The 16064-nt window shown below is 66.3% G+C and carries 18 protein-coding genes; 14 read left to right on the top strand and 4 right to left on the bottom strand.

Annotation, left to right across the window (positions count from 1 at the left end):
* The first annotated feature begins 18 nt into the window (after nucleotides 1-18).
* The 3 genes from MUG78_RS17110 to MUG78_RS17100 all read left to right on the top strand — a co-directional run bounded on the left by MUG78_RS17110 (nucleotide 19) and on the right by MUG78_RS17100 (nucleotide 1554).
* Nucleotides 19-321, top strand: a complete 303-nt coding sequence (locus tag MUG78_RS17110; protein WP_246997362.1) for a hypothetical protein — start codon at nucleotides 19-21, stop codon at nucleotides 319-321.
* Between the two features lie 153 nt (nucleotides 322-474).
* Nucleotides 475-1134 carry a Fic family protein gene (locus MUG78_RS17105; protein ID WP_246997360.1) on the top strand — a complete coding sequence of 220 codons (660 nt, stop codon included), beginning with the start codon at nucleotides 475-477 and terminating at the stop codon, nucleotides 1132-1134.
* A gap of 234 nt (nucleotides 1135-1368) precedes the next feature.
* Nucleotides 1369-1554, top strand: coding sequence for a helix-turn-helix domain-containing protein (locus MUG78_RS17100; RefSeq protein ID WP_246997358.1), 186 nt, complete (start codon nucleotides 1369-1371; stop codon nucleotides 1552-1554).
* Between the two features lie 22 nt (nucleotides 1555-1576).
* On the opposite strand, the gene MUG78_RS17095 is transcribed toward MUG78_RS17100, so the two are convergent.
* Together MUG78_RS17095 and MUG78_RS17090 are read right to left on the bottom strand one after the other, a co-directional pair.
* A complete protein-coding gene (locus MUG78_RS17095; protein WP_281500422.1) occupies nucleotides 1577-2266 on the bottom strand; it encodes a nucleotidyl transferase AbiEii/AbiGii toxin family protein in 690 nt (229 codons plus the stop codon).
* On the bottom strand, nucleotides 2259-2738 hold the full coding sequence (locus MUG78_RS17090) for a helix-turn-helix domain-containing protein (protein ID WP_246997354.1): 480 nt from the start codon (nucleotides 2736-2738) through the stop codon (nucleotides 2259-2261). The genes MUG78_RS17095 and MUG78_RS17090 overlap by 8 nt, the downstream gene beginning before the upstream one ends.
* A gap of 70 nt (nucleotides 2739-2808) precedes the next feature.
* Here MUG78_RS17090 and MUG78_RS17085 point away from each other — a divergent pair, with 70 nt between their 5' ends.
* From MUG78_RS17085 to MUG78_RS17075, 3 genes are all read left to right on the top strand, one after another.
* Nucleotides 2809-3486, top strand: a complete 678-nt coding sequence (locus tag MUG78_RS17085; RefSeq protein WP_246997352.1) for a hypothetical protein — start codon at nucleotides 2809-2811, stop codon at nucleotides 3484-3486.
* Between the two features lie 106 nt (nucleotides 3487-3592).
* Entirely contained in the window at nucleotides 3593-3844 is a 252-nt protein-coding gene (gene nrdH / locus MUG78_RS17080) for a glutaredoxin-like protein NrdH (protein WP_246997349.1), read from the top strand.
* A 5-nt stretch (nucleotides 3845-3849) separates the two neighbouring features.
* Entirely contained in the window at nucleotides 3850-4065 is a 216-nt protein-coding gene (locus tag MUG78_RS17075; RefSeq protein ID WP_246997347.1) for a hypothetical protein, read from the top strand.
* Between the two features lie 314 nt (nucleotides 4066-4379).
* Here MUG78_RS17075 and MUG78_RS17070 read toward each other — a convergent pair whose 3' ends face one another.
* Together MUG78_RS17070 and MUG78_RS17065 are read right to left on the bottom strand one after the other, a co-directional pair.
* Nucleotides 4380-4724: a hypothetical protein gene (locus tag MUG78_RS17070; protein ID WP_246997345.1), complete on the bottom strand. Its 345-nt coding sequence runs from the start codon at nucleotides 4722-4724 to the stop codon at nucleotides 4380-4382.
* A gap of 119 nt (nucleotides 4725-4843) precedes the next feature.
* On the bottom strand, nucleotides 4844-5335 hold the full coding sequence (locus MUG78_RS17065) for a hypothetical protein (protein ID WP_246997343.1): 492 nt from the start codon (nucleotides 5333-5335) through the stop codon (nucleotides 4844-4846).
* Between the two features lie 54 nt (nucleotides 5336-5389).
* On the opposite strand from MUG78_RS17065, the gene MUG78_RS17060 reads away from it, so the two are divergent.
* The 8 genes from MUG78_RS17060 (at nucleotide 5390) to MUG78_RS17025 (ending at nucleotide 16033) form a co-directional block, all read left to right on the top strand.
* Entirely contained in the window at nucleotides 5390-5641 is a 252-nt protein-coding gene (locus tag MUG78_RS17060; protein ID WP_246997341.1) for a hypothetical protein, read from the top strand.
* 102 nt (nucleotides 5642-5743) lie between these two features.
* Complete coding sequence (locus MUG78_RS17055; RefSeq protein ID WP_246997339.1) at nucleotides 5744-6058, top strand: hypothetical protein; 315 nt, start codon at nucleotides 5744-5746, stop codon at nucleotides 6056-6058.
* Nucleotides 6059-6168: 110 nt separating this feature from the next.
* A complete protein-coding gene (locus MUG78_RS17050; protein WP_246997337.1) occupies nucleotides 6169-7911 on the top strand; it encodes a hypothetical protein in 1743 nt (580 codons plus the stop codon).
* Nucleotides 7912-7914: 3 nt separating this feature from the next.
* A complete protein-coding gene (locus tag MUG78_RS17045) occupies nucleotides 7915-11097 on the top strand; it encodes a hypothetical protein (protein WP_246997335.1) in 3183 nt (1060 codons plus the stop codon).
* Nucleotides 11098-11203: 106 nt separating this feature from the next.
* On the top strand, nucleotides 11204-11902 hold the full coding sequence (locus MUG78_RS17040; protein WP_246997333.1) for a chymotrypsin family serine protease: 699 nt from the start codon (nucleotides 11204-11206) through the stop codon (nucleotides 11900-11902).
* Between the two features lie 195 nt (nucleotides 11903-12097).
* Nucleotides 12098-13123 carry a transglycosylase SLT domain-containing protein gene (locus MUG78_RS17035; RefSeq protein ID WP_246997331.1) on the top strand — a complete coding sequence of 342 codons (1026 nt, stop codon included), beginning with the start codon at nucleotides 12098-12100 and terminating at the stop codon, nucleotides 13121-13123.
* A gap of 92 nt (nucleotides 13124-13215) precedes the next feature.
* Nucleotides 13216-13371 carry a hypothetical protein gene (locus tag MUG78_RS17030; RefSeq protein ID WP_246997329.1) on the top strand — a complete coding sequence of 52 codons (156 nt, stop codon included), beginning with the start codon at nucleotides 13216-13218 and terminating at the stop codon, nucleotides 13369-13371.
* Nucleotides 13372-13381: 10 nt separating this feature from the next.
* On the top strand, nucleotides 13382-16033 hold the full coding sequence (locus MUG78_RS17025) for a hypothetical protein (protein WP_246997327.1): 2652 nt from the start codon (nucleotides 13382-13384) through the stop codon (nucleotides 16031-16033).
* The last annotated feature ends 31 nt before the right edge of the window (nucleotides 16034-16064 follow it).

The raw sequence follows: 16064 nt of genomic DNA, 5'->3' as shown, positions 1-16064 counted from the left end.
AGAGGACAACGAACGACAATGGCCATTGAGCAGTGGACGCCGGAGCGCGACAGTCCGGAGATCGTACTCGCGCTCGGAACCAACCCATGGCTCGCTGACAACTCGGGCACGATAATTGACCTGACCGCGGTCAGCGGTACTAGAAGTTCAGAGTGTGGACAGTGTGCCCCCATCCCTGGAGTCGTAGCCCCGGTTGATACCGAGTTCGGTATCCAACGTTGCGACGAATGCTCTATCTACGCAGGCGACTTCGAAGCGGCCTTCGCGCTGGCTCAGTATTTGAATCCCGAGTATGTCGTCATGTATGAAGCAGTGGGCTGAGTCCGCACTGCGGGTGGCCCACGGTGGCTGGCGACTGGCAACCTCGCCTGGACCGTGGCGGCCCAGTCGGACCGCCACGCCACGCTCACCGCCGCCGCTGATGAACTCGCAACCCAAACCATCTGACCCCCGCGACACGAGGAAGACCCCCGCATGACGATCACCGTCGCCGACCTCGCCGGCGTCGTCTACTCCGCCGGAAAAGTATTCGACGGACTACGCACCGGACGACTCGACACCGCCAACTTCCTCCGCTCAGGATCCACCCACGGAATCAACTCCCGCGCCGACCTCGCACTCCTGGAAGACCTCCGAGACGCCGTCATGGAGGTCCTCGGCCACGACGGCGACATCGACGCCGACTTCGTGTGCGCGGTCAACTCCCAGATCAGCCGCAGCGGACCACTACACCCAGGACAACTACGCACCGCCGACCAAGCAATCGGCGTACAGACCCGATACGGCCGGCACACCCCGACCGCGCTAGATCAAGCAGGACTGACAGCAATCATCGAATCAGCGCTCGTCACCGGCGACGACGTGGACGCGGCACTGAACTTGTTCGTAGACATCGCGAAAGCCCAACCCTTCGAAGACGGCAACAAACGCACCGCACTGCTGGTCGCCAACCGCCACCTAATCGCCGCCGACACAGGACTACTCCTGACCATCCCCGTCGACGACACCAACCCGGCGCTGGCAGACGAATTCAACGACCTCCTCGCACAGGCCTACCTCGACCGCAACCCAGACGCCGTGAAAGAACTACTCCGCGACCAAGGACTACTGGAGATCAGCGACGCCGCCGAATAGCCGGCGCGCCGACCTACTTGCCGTCGCGGATCTGGTACACCCGGTACCTCGACACCCCGAGCGCCGCGGCAACCCGCGTCGCTGGCACACCAGCGGCAAGCGCGGACACCACAGCGCGCCGACGCGCCAGCTTGGCGGCAACGATCTGATCGTTAGCCGCGACAACAGCCCCCACGAACGCTTGCCCTCGGCGGAAGGGCCATCCGTGGCAGGCACTGTGCTAGAACAGGTTCCGTGCCAGACTCTGTTCCCGCTGACCTCCTCGCCGCCGTAGAACACGCCACGCGTAGGCGCGAGTCCGCACGCGCCGAGCAGCTGGCCGCCATCAGGGCCGCCGTCGAGGCCGGACTGCCGATCACCCATGTGGCGCGGGCGGCGGGCATGTCGCGCGAGAACATCTATCGACTGATCCGAAAATGAGGGGTCGGCGGGCTCAGGTCAGCTACCGCCGAAGGCGGAAGATCCGGTCCCACACCTCGGCAGGGGAGACCTGGTCCATCTGCAATGCTGCCATGCACGTTTCGAGGCGCTGCGGGTTGTCAGCGAGATAGCCGATCGCCCGATTCAGATCCGTGACCACCGACGAGTGGTAGACGGCCGCCGCCTTCTCGATCGCCGCATCCAGCACATCTTCGGATAGATCCATCATCGCCAGATCGATGATGTCGCGGCTGAACACCGAACGATCGGCCCACCGGTCCGAATTCGCCAACAGCTTCGTTGCGGCCGCATCGAGCACCGTGAGCGTTCGCACCCCGCACACGACGTCGCCAGCGCCCGGAGCCTCCAAATCGATGTGGCCCTCGACGACCAGCTCGAACTTGATCGGCACACCGTCTATCTCGACGAAGGTGCGAATCCCATACTGATCAGTCTTCGGCGTCCGCAACTCCCGCACCGGACTCGTGGTGAGCGCGTCGATACTGTTGCGGTGATGGACAGCTTCGCGGACCGCCCCGTAACCGGCACGGTCGGAGACGAGAAAGTCCACGACCGCCGACTCGCGGTACTCCCCGTACCGCAAAGTCAGCGCCGTGCCTCCGCCGAACAGACACCCATTCTGGGAGAGAAACCCTGAATCCAGTGCTTCCAGGAACTGGGCAATGCGCTGGTGATGTGGGCGACTAAACAAGGAGCACTCCCCCGCCGAATCGGGTTGCGAGAGACGCGATGAAGGCGCGTTCGTCGTCGGTGAGCGCGGACTGATCGACGTGGCGCCACAGCCGTTCGTACAGACTCAACGCCTCCTCTTCGGTGAGAGTGGTGTCGTCGGCCAGATTCCAGGCGATGGCGCGCAACTGCCCGTACTGCGACAGCGACACTCGGGTTTCGGGCTCGTGCCGGCCCGGGACGGCATCTGCGGGGCAGGCAGTGGTGTCGGCGACCTCGATCCGCAGTCCGAGAACCGCGGCGAGGCTCGCGTACGCGCCGATCGTGACCGACGGGTTCCCAGACTCGGCGCGGTACAACGTCGCCCGCGAGATCCCCGCCGACCGTGCAGTAGCGGCGGCCGCGAGCTGGAGCGCTTGTCGACGCCGCCGGAGCGTGCCGCCGATCGCCGACAGATCGCGAAGCGCGGGCGGGGCGGGACGGCGGGCAGACATGTCTCATATTTTAGACAGAGTTGGCGTGGCGACCCGCCGCCGACACCCCGCTTCCGCTAGCGTGAAAAGCATGAACAATCCGGGCCAGTTGCCCAATACGCAGGGATCAGCGGAAGCTATTGGCGGAGATTCGTCGGCGCAACCGGGGACCTTCGGGGCACTCGCTGGGGGATGGCGGCTGGCAACCGTCAACCCCGCCGGCACCGCGGCCGCGACCCTGCTGTGGTTCCTGGGCGCGATGGCCCTGCTGGCCTCCCGGTTCGCCATGCCCGTCGCCGCGCAATGGGTACTGCTGACCGCTGGCGGTGTCGTCGTCTACCTCGGCGCCGCAGTCCTGGCCCGATACCTGATCGAACCCGCCGGGAGCCCGGTCCTGATCAATACCGTCACGATCCGGTTCGCGCTGACCAGCATGCTCATCGGATTCACCCAGTTCCTCGTCATCTACCTCGCCATCGGCTTCGGAGTCCGTACCGCGGCAGTGCCCGGGCTGATCATCATCGCCATCGCCGTGCTCGCACTCTTCGCGCCGTACTACTGCGCCGCCAACACCTCGCTGCCGCGGGCGTTGGCGGCGTCGGCGCGTCTGCTCCAGCAGCCCCGCCACGTGGCCGTGGCCGTGCTGGCGCTGGTGGCCACCGCCGTCTCGTTGATGATCCCGCCGCTGGGTCTGGTTCTCATGCCCTGGCAGACCGCGGTCCTGGTCGAGGTCTGCCGCCGCAACCCGGTCGACCTCGCCGCGCCGTAAAAGAGGCCCGGCCGAAGGCGTCTTGCGGCGGGACATGGCTGTCGGGGCCACCACCTAGTCTCACCACTATCGGCACCACCGCAGAACAACCAGAAAGGCGCCCGCCATGAAGAAGCAAGCCGAGATCACCGTGTTCTCCAGGCCGCACTGCGTCCAGTGCGACTCGACGTACCGGGCACTGAAAAAACTCGGACTCGACTACCAAGTCGTCAACCTCGCCGAAGACGCCGTCGCCCGCGACACGTTGGCGGAGTTGGGGTTCAGCACCGTGCCCGTCGTTGTCGCCGGCACCGAGTCCTGGGCCGGATTCCGGCCCGAACGGATCAAGGCCCTGGCCCGGCAGAAGATCGCGTCCTAGCCAGCATGGGCATTCATGACATCACCGACGCGACGGTCAGCACCTACCAGCCGGGCGACCCGGACTACGTCGGCGACATCGCGGAGTTGGGGATCGACCCGGCCAAGCAGCTTCACGCGGTCGCGATCGGCCATTGGGATCCCGACATTGTTCTGACAGGGACTCGTGATCAGCTCGTGCGAATTCTCATCGACGCACTCGACAAACTCGGCCACAACTAGTCCGGTGATAACGGGTCCACGGGCCAGCATCAACACCGGACTCTAGTCGGTGCACGGAGTTGTCGGCGCACGTCACCAGAAGTCGGTGACATGCAGGCATTCGGGCGCGGCGACGCTCACCTGAGAATGCTCAGACGAGTCTCCGGTCACCGTTTCTCGTCCGCGGGTAGGAATAGGTCCAGCGGCGATGGCCGCAAGGCTCCCGAGAAATGGTACTGGGTCGAGAAAGCATTCAGCCGGGCGAAGAATTCTTCGCCCGGCTGAACACTGGTGTGTACTACGTGGTGAGATAGCGGTTGCTACTCGTCCCTCCGTTACGTGGAGGGAAGATTTCGTTGTCCCTGTTCGTCTGCCTGCTGGTGCTTGTTCGCCGTGTCGGTGAGGATGGTTGCCCATCCCGCGACCCGCGGCTGGAACACACCGGTCAGCTGCGACTGCACGTTGTCCACCTGGGTGGTGAACGCCTGTAGCTGCCCGCTGAGTAGCGGAACCGGAACCGCCCCGCCCCCGTCGCTATTGCGGTGAGCCAGCGACGCCCCCAGTGCCTTGTACGCCTCCAAGTTGCCAACCAGCCTGCCGATCAATGCATCACAACCGGCGAGCTTGGCTGCCAGGTCACGGACCTCGTTGAGGCTGTTGATCTTCAGCTCATCGGTCACTAGGACGTCACCTCCTTCGGGTGTGATCGGCGCTGCAGGAGCGGTTCGGGCCTCACTGTAACCACGGCGCGAGAACTCCCGCGCCCCCAAAACCGGCCCTTAACGAACCAACTAGGAACCTAGCTTGCCGGCCGCGCCCCGCCCGGACCGCCCGGCCGCGCCCCGCCCGAACCGCCCGGCCGGTCCGGGCGCCCCGGGCTCGCACCACGCTCGGCCTGCGCGGGCTTCTCCTTCACCGCACCCCGACCATCATCGGGACCATCCCCGGACTCGGCAGCCGTGTACGACTCGAAACTCACAATCATGATGAAGAAGAACGCCCCCACCATTCCCATGAACCCCAGCCACACAAACACATTCGAGGCGCGAACCGTCAACGTCGTCGTCGGGATAGGGATTCCCCCATTGGCACCAGGGGAGAGGAACCCATACTCCGCCAAAAAGTTCGCCACACCAAACATTCCGAAACGACCCAATACCGCCATCGCGATGAGGACAAGCAACGAGACTGCACACTCCACGCCAAAGACCCGACCGGCCAATCGCATAACAATCCAACTCCTCGAAATCGTGGGGCGCGTCTTCATGGAAAACAGAACCCATCCCGCCATACGATCCTAATAGCACCACCCAACAAGCCCGCCGAACAGAGGAAGCGATTCCACATGACGATCAGCCTCACCCCCGACATTCCCGTCCGCGGAGTCCCCGCCGACCTGGTCCACGAGTTCATCGCCCGCGCCGCGCACTACCTCTCCACCGGCTCCCCGGACTCCTTCACCGACACGCAGCGAAGCCTGGACCGCATCGAAGGAATCCTCCTGAAGAACACCCACACCGGAGCTCCCGGGATCCTGTCGAACCCGGCCACCGGATTCGATCCGCTCACCTCCCCCCTGGGAGCCTTCCCCCGCTAGAGAAAATGACCCATTTTCAGCCCCGAGTTGCCCAACCCGCTGCCGTAGGATGAGACATACGCCCCTCGCGCGCACCGCGAGGGCAACAACGAGGAGGGAACCATGCAACAGGTAGGAATGCTCGGCATCGGCGGCGTCGTCGCCGCCAGCGCCGCAGTCGACGCCGCCGGCGTGGCCATGCAAGCCGGACAAGCAGCCTCGGCGCTGATCACCTCAGCAGTCATGCCGCCGTCGTCCGACCCCGGCTCGGCCACCGCCACTGTTCAGATGGCCGCCGCCACCGCCGACATGACCGCCAAGTCGCTCATGGCCTTCGGTGCCATCGAAGTCCTCGGCGCCTTCGTCAAGACCCAAGCGCTGGGTCACGCCGCCGCCGACGCCGCCGGCACCGCGGCACTGGTCAGCACCATCGTCTGACCCCGCCGCAACATCCCCAACGACCAGTGGGCTGGCAGTAGCAAACCGCCGCTGCCAGCCCACACTCGTACAACCAGCCCGATCCCACGCCCAGGAAGGCAGGCCACTCGATGACCGACTACGACCTCCTCCACAAGGGAGTCCGCCACGGACTGGAACACGGCAAAATGCCCACCGTCGACCAAGTCGACAAAGTCGACGTCAGCAACTGGCCAGGACTCGACGAAGGCCAACAACGCTCCGTCTACCTCCTCAACCCCGGCGCCGACCCCGGACTCGCCCAGGTCTACGACAGCTCCGGCAACCCCGTGTTCATGCTGACCAAACAACTCCCGAGCCAGGCACCCGGCGGCCAAGTCCACGAATACCTCACCCCCGTCCTCACCCGCCCCGACGGCGCCCAGTACATCCTCCGCGCCGACGGCGAAGAACAGCCCATCGCTAAAGGATTCAACGCCGGCGACCTAGCGACCCGCCAACCCGACGGCACCTTCAAATACCACGCCGGCGACGGCGGCCCCGGCGTCATCCCCTGGGGAGAAGACCTCCCACACTGGAAGAACACCGACGTCTCCACCCAAGACGCACTGGACGCCAACAGCACGCTGATCGGAAACCGCAACTCCAACGCCATCACCAACAGCCTCAACAAGCTGGGCGTGCCAGCCTCCTTCCAAGGACAAGTCGCCACCGCCGCGCACACCAAACTCGGCGAATTCCGCGGGACCGCCCAAAAGTTCGACGCCCACGAACTGGACTTCCGCCGCGAGATCGCGATCTTCGCAGCCCGCACCACCAGCTACAACACCGCATTCGGCGCTCTGCAATCAGCGATCAACCAAACCCAAGTCGAAGTCACCCGCCCCGGCGCAGATACCGCCACCCAAATGCGCGCCGGTGCCCGTTTCAAAGCGCTCATGCTGGTCAAGGAACGGATGCAGCAGCAGTATCGCGGCGAATGCCAACGCGTCATCACCGGCTGTGAGAAAGCCTTCGACAACTACAAGGACACCCCCGCGTCTCCGCGAGATCGAATCATTCGGCTTCCGGGGGGTGTGCCGCCAGCCGGGGGGGCTCCGCAGGCTCCGGGGGGGTCGAGCGCAGGTCCGGGCGGTAGTGGCAGTTCGTCCGGGTCGGGAGCGCAATCGTCGTCGGGTCCGACCTCTGGTAGTCCGTCGTCGAGTTCGCCGGGGTCGTCTCCGTCGACCGAGCCATCCTCAGCTTCCACGAAGTCCGCCGACGACATCATGTCGAAGATTCAGTCCATGGGGCAGCCGGTGAGCAATCCGGCGATGACTCCGATGGCGGGCATGAACCCCATGGCTCGCGGTATGGCCCCGGGTGGGCTCGCTCCGGCTGGTCCGGTATCGGCTGGTGGTCCGGGCGTGATGTCTGACGATGACTTCAACTCGCTCCTCGCTCGCGCTACCCCGTCCTCTGCGATCTCCACGACCCCGTCCTCGTCGAGCCTGTCCGGCAGCGGGGGCATGCCGCCCCTGTCCGGTAGTGGACAGAACGGTGGATCTGGCAGCGGAACCAAGCAGCCGCCTTCGCAGAACCTGTCCAGCCCCGGGACCCGGCCGACAGGAACGACGACTACGCCGATCTCGGACGCCAACAGCGCTCAGAACGGCCGCGGCGGCGCTGGCATGCCGATGATGCCGATGATGCCGATGGGTGGCGCCCCCGGCGGGGGTGGCGGCGGCGGTGGCGCGGCCAAACGCGAAACCGGACTCAAGGGCCCCGAGGCTGACATCGCGAACCACATCGGTCACCCGGTCATCACCACGACCCCGGTCGTCAACGACCCATCCAACAAGTCCGTCCACTCCGACCAGACCATGAAGGCGTAACCAATGGTCAATCCTGACTTCAATACCCCGCCCGCCAATCCGCTCGAAAACCTCACCGGTGTCGCTGCCGGCACCCAGGCGCCGCGGATCCAGAATCCTGTCCCCGGCGCGGACTACGCCGGACCTGACTGGCTCGATGGTGAGCGGATCGCCGCAACCATCGGCGGGACGATGGCCGCAACGTACATGGCCCGAGGACGAATCCCAGGGCTCGGGGGCAGCCGAGACGAGGTTCGCGAGTTCCGTGAGCTCGCCGACGCTGCCACCACCCGAATGAACCCGCTCGCGGCCGCCGACAGCGGAAAGCGGTTCGACGTCGGCCAGATGAAGCCCTGGAGCGACTCCGCCGGCCGTGCCGTCGCCACGTCCGCGCGCGGAGCCGACGGGCTCGCGCACCTGGCTCCGACGATGGCCTCGAATGCGATGTCCGGGGTCCTGGCCGGATCGGCGGGACAGGGCGCGGTCTACGAAGCGGGCGAGGCGATAGGGCAGAAGTTCGCCAAGGACTGGCAACAGGCCAGTGAGGCGCTTCGCTCGTCGCCGGGATCGGTGGTGAGTCCGGCCGACGTCAACAGCACCTCCGTCGTCGGCCAGCCTGCCGGCGCGGCGAGCAGTGCCCCCGTATCGGGAGTCGACTCGCTGACCGATACTGTCGGCCACCTGGATTCGGCGGCGTTGGGCAACGTAGCCACCGACAGCGGCCCACTGAAGGCAGTCGTCCAGGAAGGCCTGGAGGGCCAGGTCCAGAACATGCCGGCGGCGCAGCGCGCCATGCTCACCGACGCCTTCGACCAGGCGCCCCGCGCAGCCGTGCAGGAGCTCAATGCGCAGGCCTCCCGCGGTGTCCGCGAAGGCCTGGAGCAGGCTTTCGTCGGCATGAACCACACCCCGGCCGAAGCGAAGAAATTCGCCGACGAGGCGATGAAGCACCTCGGTTCGGTGGCGCTCAAGCCCGCCGAAGCCCGCAAACTGCTCGCCGACGCCGTCGCGCTCCCTGAACGCGGAGCCCTCCGCGCCGGCACCGCGAAGGTCTCCGACTGGGCCCGCCACCATGGCGTCAGCGCCGTGGAAAAGGCCAAGAGCCTCAAAGCGGCTGACAACAAGATCGTCCGCGCCACCGTGGCGCCGTCGTCGCGGGCGATGAACCGATTCCTGCGACCGAACACCTCGACCCTGCGGCACGCAGCAACCAACCCCGCATCCAAGGCTGCGCTGAAGGAAGTCGCCAAGACTGGCGGCCGACTCGGCGTACTCAACGCCGCCCGCATGGGCGCGGTGAGCATTCCGGTGGCCGGCTGGGTTATCGGCGCAGTCACCTCCGCAGCCTTCTGGGTCTTCGACCCCGAAGAACGCGGCATGTGGAAGTCGCTGGTCGAGAACATGAAGAGCGGATGGTGGGGCGGCGCCAACACCCCCGACATCGACGCCAAGCCCTGGTTCCCCGAGACCCAGTGGTACCCACTGTGCGCGGACGGCAACCGCGACCCGGCAATCCGCACCGCGGACCAGCTGGTCAGCGAGACGATGCTCGCAGCTTTCGGGATCGAGAGCTCGGCAGATATCGGCGGCCAAGACAACGGACTCTGGCGCCTTGACGCCTACCCATCGATGAAGATCGGCGACGGCGGCATTGACAAAGCCACCCGAGACTTCCAGAACCTGTCGAATACCGTCGTCGCCGACGTCGACGCACTCCTGTCGGAACTGACAGCGATCAAGGCACGCGCGCAGAACGAGCCGATGGTCGACCAAGTCTTCAAAGCAGGCCTGGACGCGGCGATGAAGAACATCGACGAACTGGCCACCTCCATCCTGCCGTCGCTGACTAATCTGCAAAGCGCAGCCGGAATCGAAGCGTCGAACCTGTGGGGGCAGATATCCCAGCAGAACGGGCAGGCCCGCGAAACGATCGCCAAGTCCAACCAGGGGATGAGCTGGAACCCGATGGAGTTCTTCGGGCTCTTCTCCGCGAACGAGCTCCAGGGCAGCCTCGGCGACGTCTCGGGGCTACTGACCCGCACTCAGGAGGCGGTTAACGACACGCAGTCGAAGACCCGACCACTCACTAACGGCTGGGCCCTGAGTATCCAGACCACCGATCAGTCGTCCCTGGGAGCCGGTAATCCCGCGCGTGAGCGTAACCGTGGTGACGCGCCGACCTCTCCGTCGATCGGCGTTCCCGCCTCTCCGTCTCCGATTTCCCCGGTCTCGCCGTCGGCTCCGTCTCCGTCTGCGCCGACGAGTACGAAGCCTGGCCTGCAGGAGACGATCAAGGACATCCTGGCCAGTCAGCCGGCGCAGACTGCGAACAATCAGGCCGCGAATGCGGCCAATGACCTGGCTCGGCAGTTCGGTCAGATGATGACCCCGAATGCGTTCGGTGGCGGCATGAATCCGTTCCAGCAATTCCGGCAGCAGCAGTACCCGCAGTCGCCGTTGACTCAGTCGCCGTACGCACCGAAGGCTCAGCCGGCAGCAGTGAAGAAGCCGGATCTGGCCGCCAAGCCGGCAGCTCCGGCAGCAGCAGTCCCCAAGGCAGCCGACCAGCCTAATAAGGCAGAAGCGCCTGCGGCCAGCAAGCCAGCGCCCGCGGTTCCGCCGAAAGCCGCCGTGCCGGCCACGACGGCACCGAGCCCCGGTGCCGCCGACAAGGTGGACACCGCCGCCGCCGATACCGACGAACGCGGTAGCCACAAGGTCAAGGTGGGCGAGCATGAAGTGAGCTTGCCCAGCGCCAAGCACGCGGACCTGCTCAAACAAATGATGAGCACCGACGGGCAGCAGCACCCCAGCGTCCGAGAAGCAGCCCAGCGCGCCGGATTCGATCTGCCGCCCGAGAACAGCGACATCGGACAACGTGTGCCATCCCCGGCGAAGCTCCAGCCGGGCGACGTCATCATCGGCGACAAGGCGCAAGGCGTCTACACCGGGGACGGCCGGGTCTACACCACCGACGGTAAGGAGATCCCACTATCGAAGATGTCGATGAGCGGGCCTCACCAGGGGTTGTTCCACCTGGCCGGCGGCGACGATGGTGGCGACCCCCCTCGCAGTGGCGATGGCGGCGACAAGCCCGATAAGCCCGACGGGCAGGACAAGGATGGTGGGGATCGGAGTGTGGACCGCGCTGCGGAGCGGCGCGATTCCGGTCGTGGTGGCGGGTCTCGTCCGCCCGCAGCGCTCTAGCTAACGACCGGTCCGGTCGTTAGCTAACGGCACGTATTGCATATTCATAGTGCGTGGATATACATTAAGGGCAAGCCTTACGGGGATCTGCTGAGAGGGGCGGGACATGAAGAACCTGATTGCTGCGGTCGCCATTAGTGTGATGGCGTTGTTCGCATCGGTTTCCGCGCCCGCACACGCCTCCGGGGGAATGGTCGCCGGAGTGGATCTCAGCAACAGTTTGGTGGCCATGCCTGGCGCACAGTGGTGGGCACAGAAGAGCGGCGGTGCCTGTTCGATCGGATGGATCGTTAACGACGGATCGGCAAACTACGCTTTCACCGCCGGACATTGCGCGGACGCAGGTGATGTCGCGTTCCTGGGTAATGCGTCACGGGCGTTGGGCAAGGTGGCTATTTCTGATCTGCGGATCTCTGACGGCTATGTCGCAGAATTCGACCATGCTGCGGTGAAGCTCAATCAGTCCGTCGCGGTGAGCGATCGTGTGCCAGGGTTTGGCGCTCCGACTCGGATCATGTCGGTCGAAGAACTCGAGCGCACTCGACCCGACCTGTGTGCAGTCGGCAGTACGACCGGTCTGCAATGCGGCGAGTTCTTCGGGCTAGCGCTGGAAGACTCCCAGGGCGTGTTTCATGTGTCGGGTCTCGATGGAGATTCGGGGGGCGCGGTGTTCGCGGTGGAGGCTGACGGCGCCGTGGTCGCGGTCGGAACGCTCGTCGGAACCGAAAAGGGATCCCCTGATCGGACTGTCGTCCAGCTGTTGGATGGGTCTTTGCCGGTGGGAATGTCTCTCGGCCAGATCTGATAGGCGCAGTCGGGGCGTGTCCTTCGAACCCGGTTCAGTGGTCCATGGTGGCCGCTGGACCGGGTTTCGTACTTCTTTGCTGCATGCGGACGCAAAAGTTGGTCCGTTTGGACCCTATTCTGCGATAGAGAAGTGTCTGGGAGCACCTCTATGATTGGGGCGAGATTCAGCCGGTAGAGAGGGGTGCGAGGCGCAATGGTGGACCTTCGTGTCGACATGGGCGCGGTCGACGCTGCTGTTCGCGCGGCTCGGTCGGCGGTTGAGGACAAGATTGCGCCGGCGCGCGGTGGTGCCCCGGATCCGCGGTTTGATGGTGCGTCGAAAGAGAATCGGGATGACGGGCGGCGTGCGAAGGATCGGACGGACCGGGTCGCTGACGGTGCTGCGAAAGCGGTCAAGGGGCAACGGAACATCGATGCCGCTGGCACGAGTCAGCTGAATCGGCAGTCCACGGTTCCGTCGTCGCAGAATTCAGGGTCCTCGCCGCTGAGTCAGCAGCAGTACCAGCAGCAGATCCGGCAGATGATGTCGCCGCAGATGCAGCAGCAGGGTGCGAACTGGGCCAACCAGTTGGCGCCGGCAGCGCAACAGACGCTGGGGATGGGTGCCGGGTCGGTTTCTCAGTATCCGCCGGGCACCATCGAAATGTCGCGGTCGCAACTCGCGGCCCTGTTGGCGGCCGTGGAGAGTGGCGGCGGCGGTGGAGAGGGCGGCGCCCCGGGCGGGGGTTCGAATGTCGCCTCGTTCGGGGAGGTCTCGAATAAGGGGGCCTTGTCTGTCGATGAGGTCGTCATCCAGAAGACCGGTGCCGGGGTCCTGTCGAAAGAGGAGACCGACGCGGTCATCCTCAAAGCGCTGGAAGCGAACGGGATCACCGATCGTGAGGCGCAGGCCCGCTGGCTGCCGACGATGCGTAACGTTATCGAGCACGAGTCCACGCGAAACCCGGACGCCGGTAACGGCTACGACAGCAATGCTGTCGGGGAGCGGCAAGGCGATGGGTTGCCGGCGAAGTCCTCGCGCGGGTTGGCCCAGACCATTCCCAGTACTTTCGCTGCCTATCACGTTCAGGGGACCTCGACGAACATCTACGACCCGGTCGCCAGCGTCGCTGCGTCGGTCAACTACATCAGCCACAGGTATGGCGGTGGCGTGAAGGACGGCACCACGCTGGGTGATTTCAATGCGGTCCGCTCCGGCGGATCCTACGTGGGCTACTGACCGGGGGAGACGGCGTGGACAGCAACCTCAATACAGGACCAGACGGCTGGAACCAGCCGTACGTGTCCGCGCGCCTTTTCGAAGGCCGACCGATGGTGTTCGTCAACCCTGCCGTGTTCACCGACCGCCCCCCGGGTGACGTGATGGCCGAGCAGATCGCGGCAGCCATCAACGGGCTGCTCGACGCCCAGGACAGCTACGACACCCACACTGATTCCATCGACGGCGTGGCCGTCACCAACGAGTAGGAGCGCCCCGATGGCCCCTGATCCTCCTTTCGCTGACCCGTTCCTCACCGGGAACTGGATCGACCAAGACGCCGGCCAGTGGGATGCGTTGGCCGCCGACGAGGCCTCGCTGGCCGCGATGGTCAACGGCCAAGCCGACCAGCTGTTCGGCGCCGGAAACCAGGTCGTGCAGTCGATGACTGGCGCCACCGGTGAAGTGGTGACCGGGCAGTTCATGGGCCGATCGGGCGATCTGCGTAACACCGGTGCGAGAGCGATCAACCACGGCCGCACCTATACCCAGGCTGGGGCGAATGTGCGGGCCGGGCAGGCCGCGCAGACCGGCATTCTCACGACCGTCCAATCGACGGACGCGGCCCTGCAGGCCCAGGCGCTGGCCGGGAACTGGCCGCCGGGTCGGCTCGCAGCTGAACGTATGAAGTTGCGTGGTCAGGGCCGGGACGCGATGGGGGTGGTCCGCGGGCAGTTCGATGAGGCGCAGACGGCGTTGGCCGCTGACCACAATGCTGGCCGTGCCCCCGGTGAATCTTCCCGGATGAGTGGCAGTGAGCCCCTCGGTGGCAGCACGCCGATCGCCCCGGGCAGTGTTCTGGGTTCGCAGACTGGTGGCTCGGGGGCCTTGGGTGCGCTGTCGAGCATTCTCGGCGACCCGTCACAGACGGCTGCGCTGGCGCAGACCGCGCTCCCGATGATCATGGCGTTCATGCCGGCGATCATGGCGATGGCCAGCGCCGGGATGAGTGCCCTGGGCGGCGGCACCGGGATGACCGGAATGGGATCGCCGTACGGCGCCATGGGTTCGCCGATGGGCATGGGCAACCCGATGATGGGTGGCCTCGGCGCCAGCCCCATGGGCGGTATCGGTGGCGCGAGCGCACTCGGGGCCGGCCCGCTCGCGGGCGGAGCTGGCGCGATGGGCGGGCCAGGACCGCTCGCCGGCGGCGGTAGCGGTTCGCCTGCGCTCGGCGGCATCGGCAAGCTCCTCGGCGACAGCAGCAAGGGCGGCGGTGGCCCGCTGGCGGACCTGGGCCGCAAGATCGACGACATCGCGACGGGCAAGACGCGACTGGGGATCGTGCACGATGAGGGCTCCGACGGGGAGATCACGCGTGTGCAGTCCATCGGACTCGACGGTGCCCGCGAAGACCTGTTCGATACCGGCGGCACCGAGAACACCCCCGCCTCGGGGGTCTCGGAGAAGGTGGAACCGTCCGCGCCCGCCGGCGCCCCCGGAGGAGCCCCGGCAACCCCGGGCGGCTCCGAGCGGCCCTCGGTGGGCGGCGACGGCGGCTTCCCCGAACCGCAAGCGGCGGAACCGTCCGGGCAAACGCCGGCGGTGGCGCAGGCCACCCCGGATGAGCCGGTCGTGGCCGGCGACCCCGTCGACCAGCCCGCCGCCGGCGGCGGCGCGGGCGACACCGGTGGCGACAGCCCGGTGGTAACCAGTGACGCCATCGGCGCGCACCTGTCGTTCGCCGAACCGGTGCTGCCGGTGGACAGTCCACTGCCTGTCGATGCCCCCGACGCCGCCGCTCGCGTCGTCGCTGGTGCCGGGCTGGGCACCGACCTGACCTCGACCGCGGCCCCGGCCGCCCAGGCGCCGGGTGCGGGCGCTGCACCGATCGCCCCGCACCCCAGTGCCGGCATGCCCCCGCTGGGGTCACCGGCGCCGGCCATGGGTGCACCTATGACGCCGATGGGCAGCCCGATGGGTGCGCCCATGATGCCGATGGGCGGCATGCCGCCGATGGCAGGCATGTCCCCGATGGCACCCCCCGCACCAGCACCAGCGCCGGCACCCGCGGCGGCCCCGCAGCCCGGGCAGGCGTCGCACCAGATGGGGCCGGTGGCAACGGTCCCCGACGCGCCGGCCGCCCACGCCCCCATCGTGCCGCGCGGTATCGACACCATCGGCGCCGCGGCCGCGGCCGCGTTCCCGATGACCGGTGCCGCCGCCTTCCTGTCTCTGCTGCCGAACCCAAAGGCTCAAGCACACGCGCATCTCGCGGCGATCGCAGCAAGCCAGGAATCGGTCGAACAGGCGCAGCCGGTGGCCATCGGTATCTTCGAGAACGCTGGCGCTTTCACCTACGTGTATGCGTCCGTGGACGGACTGGGCTTCATCCCCCCGCAGGTGGAACTGCCCGCCGCGATCACCCCGCTGTCGGTGCTGGCCGACAAGGACGCCGACTTCTTCCGCGACTGGGCCGGGCACACCGACCCGATCAAGAAGCTCCGCGCCTACTCCGACTCCCCGCACTGCCAGATCGGCACCTACGTGGGTGGAGTGTCGATGATGACCACCGAAGAGTCCGCCGTGCAGACCCGCGACCAGAAGGACGCGATCGTCGAATCGGGTGTGATGTCGGCGCTGGCCGCCGGCCGGGAAGCCTTCGGCCCCAAGGTCGCACTCGACCGCATCTCTTTGGCGCTGATGTCGGAGATGGCGGCCCTGCCGGAGGAATTCCACGACGGTCTGGACATGAACTATGCGCGCGTCATCGCCAGCCGCTGGGCGACGCCCGCCGACCGTGACCCGCGGTACCCCTACTACTGGCGGGCCTACCTGATGTACTCGGCATTGGCTGCAGTGGAGGCGCAGGCAGTCGACGACGCCCGGTACTACGTGGCGGAGATGTCCCGCATGAGCAACGCACTGTGACCGGCAGCGGCACAGCGAAGGGAAGGTACAA

It is taken from the genome of Gordonia alkaliphila (assembly GCF_023017165.1).
In the GTDB taxonomy this organism is placed as follows: domain Bacteria; phylum Actinomycetota; class Actinomycetes; order Mycobacteriales; family Mycobacteriaceae; genus Gordonia; species Gordonia alkaliphila.
The sequence above is the reverse complement of the archived record's forward strand: the minus strand, read 5'-3'. Positions and strand labels throughout refer to the sequence as shown.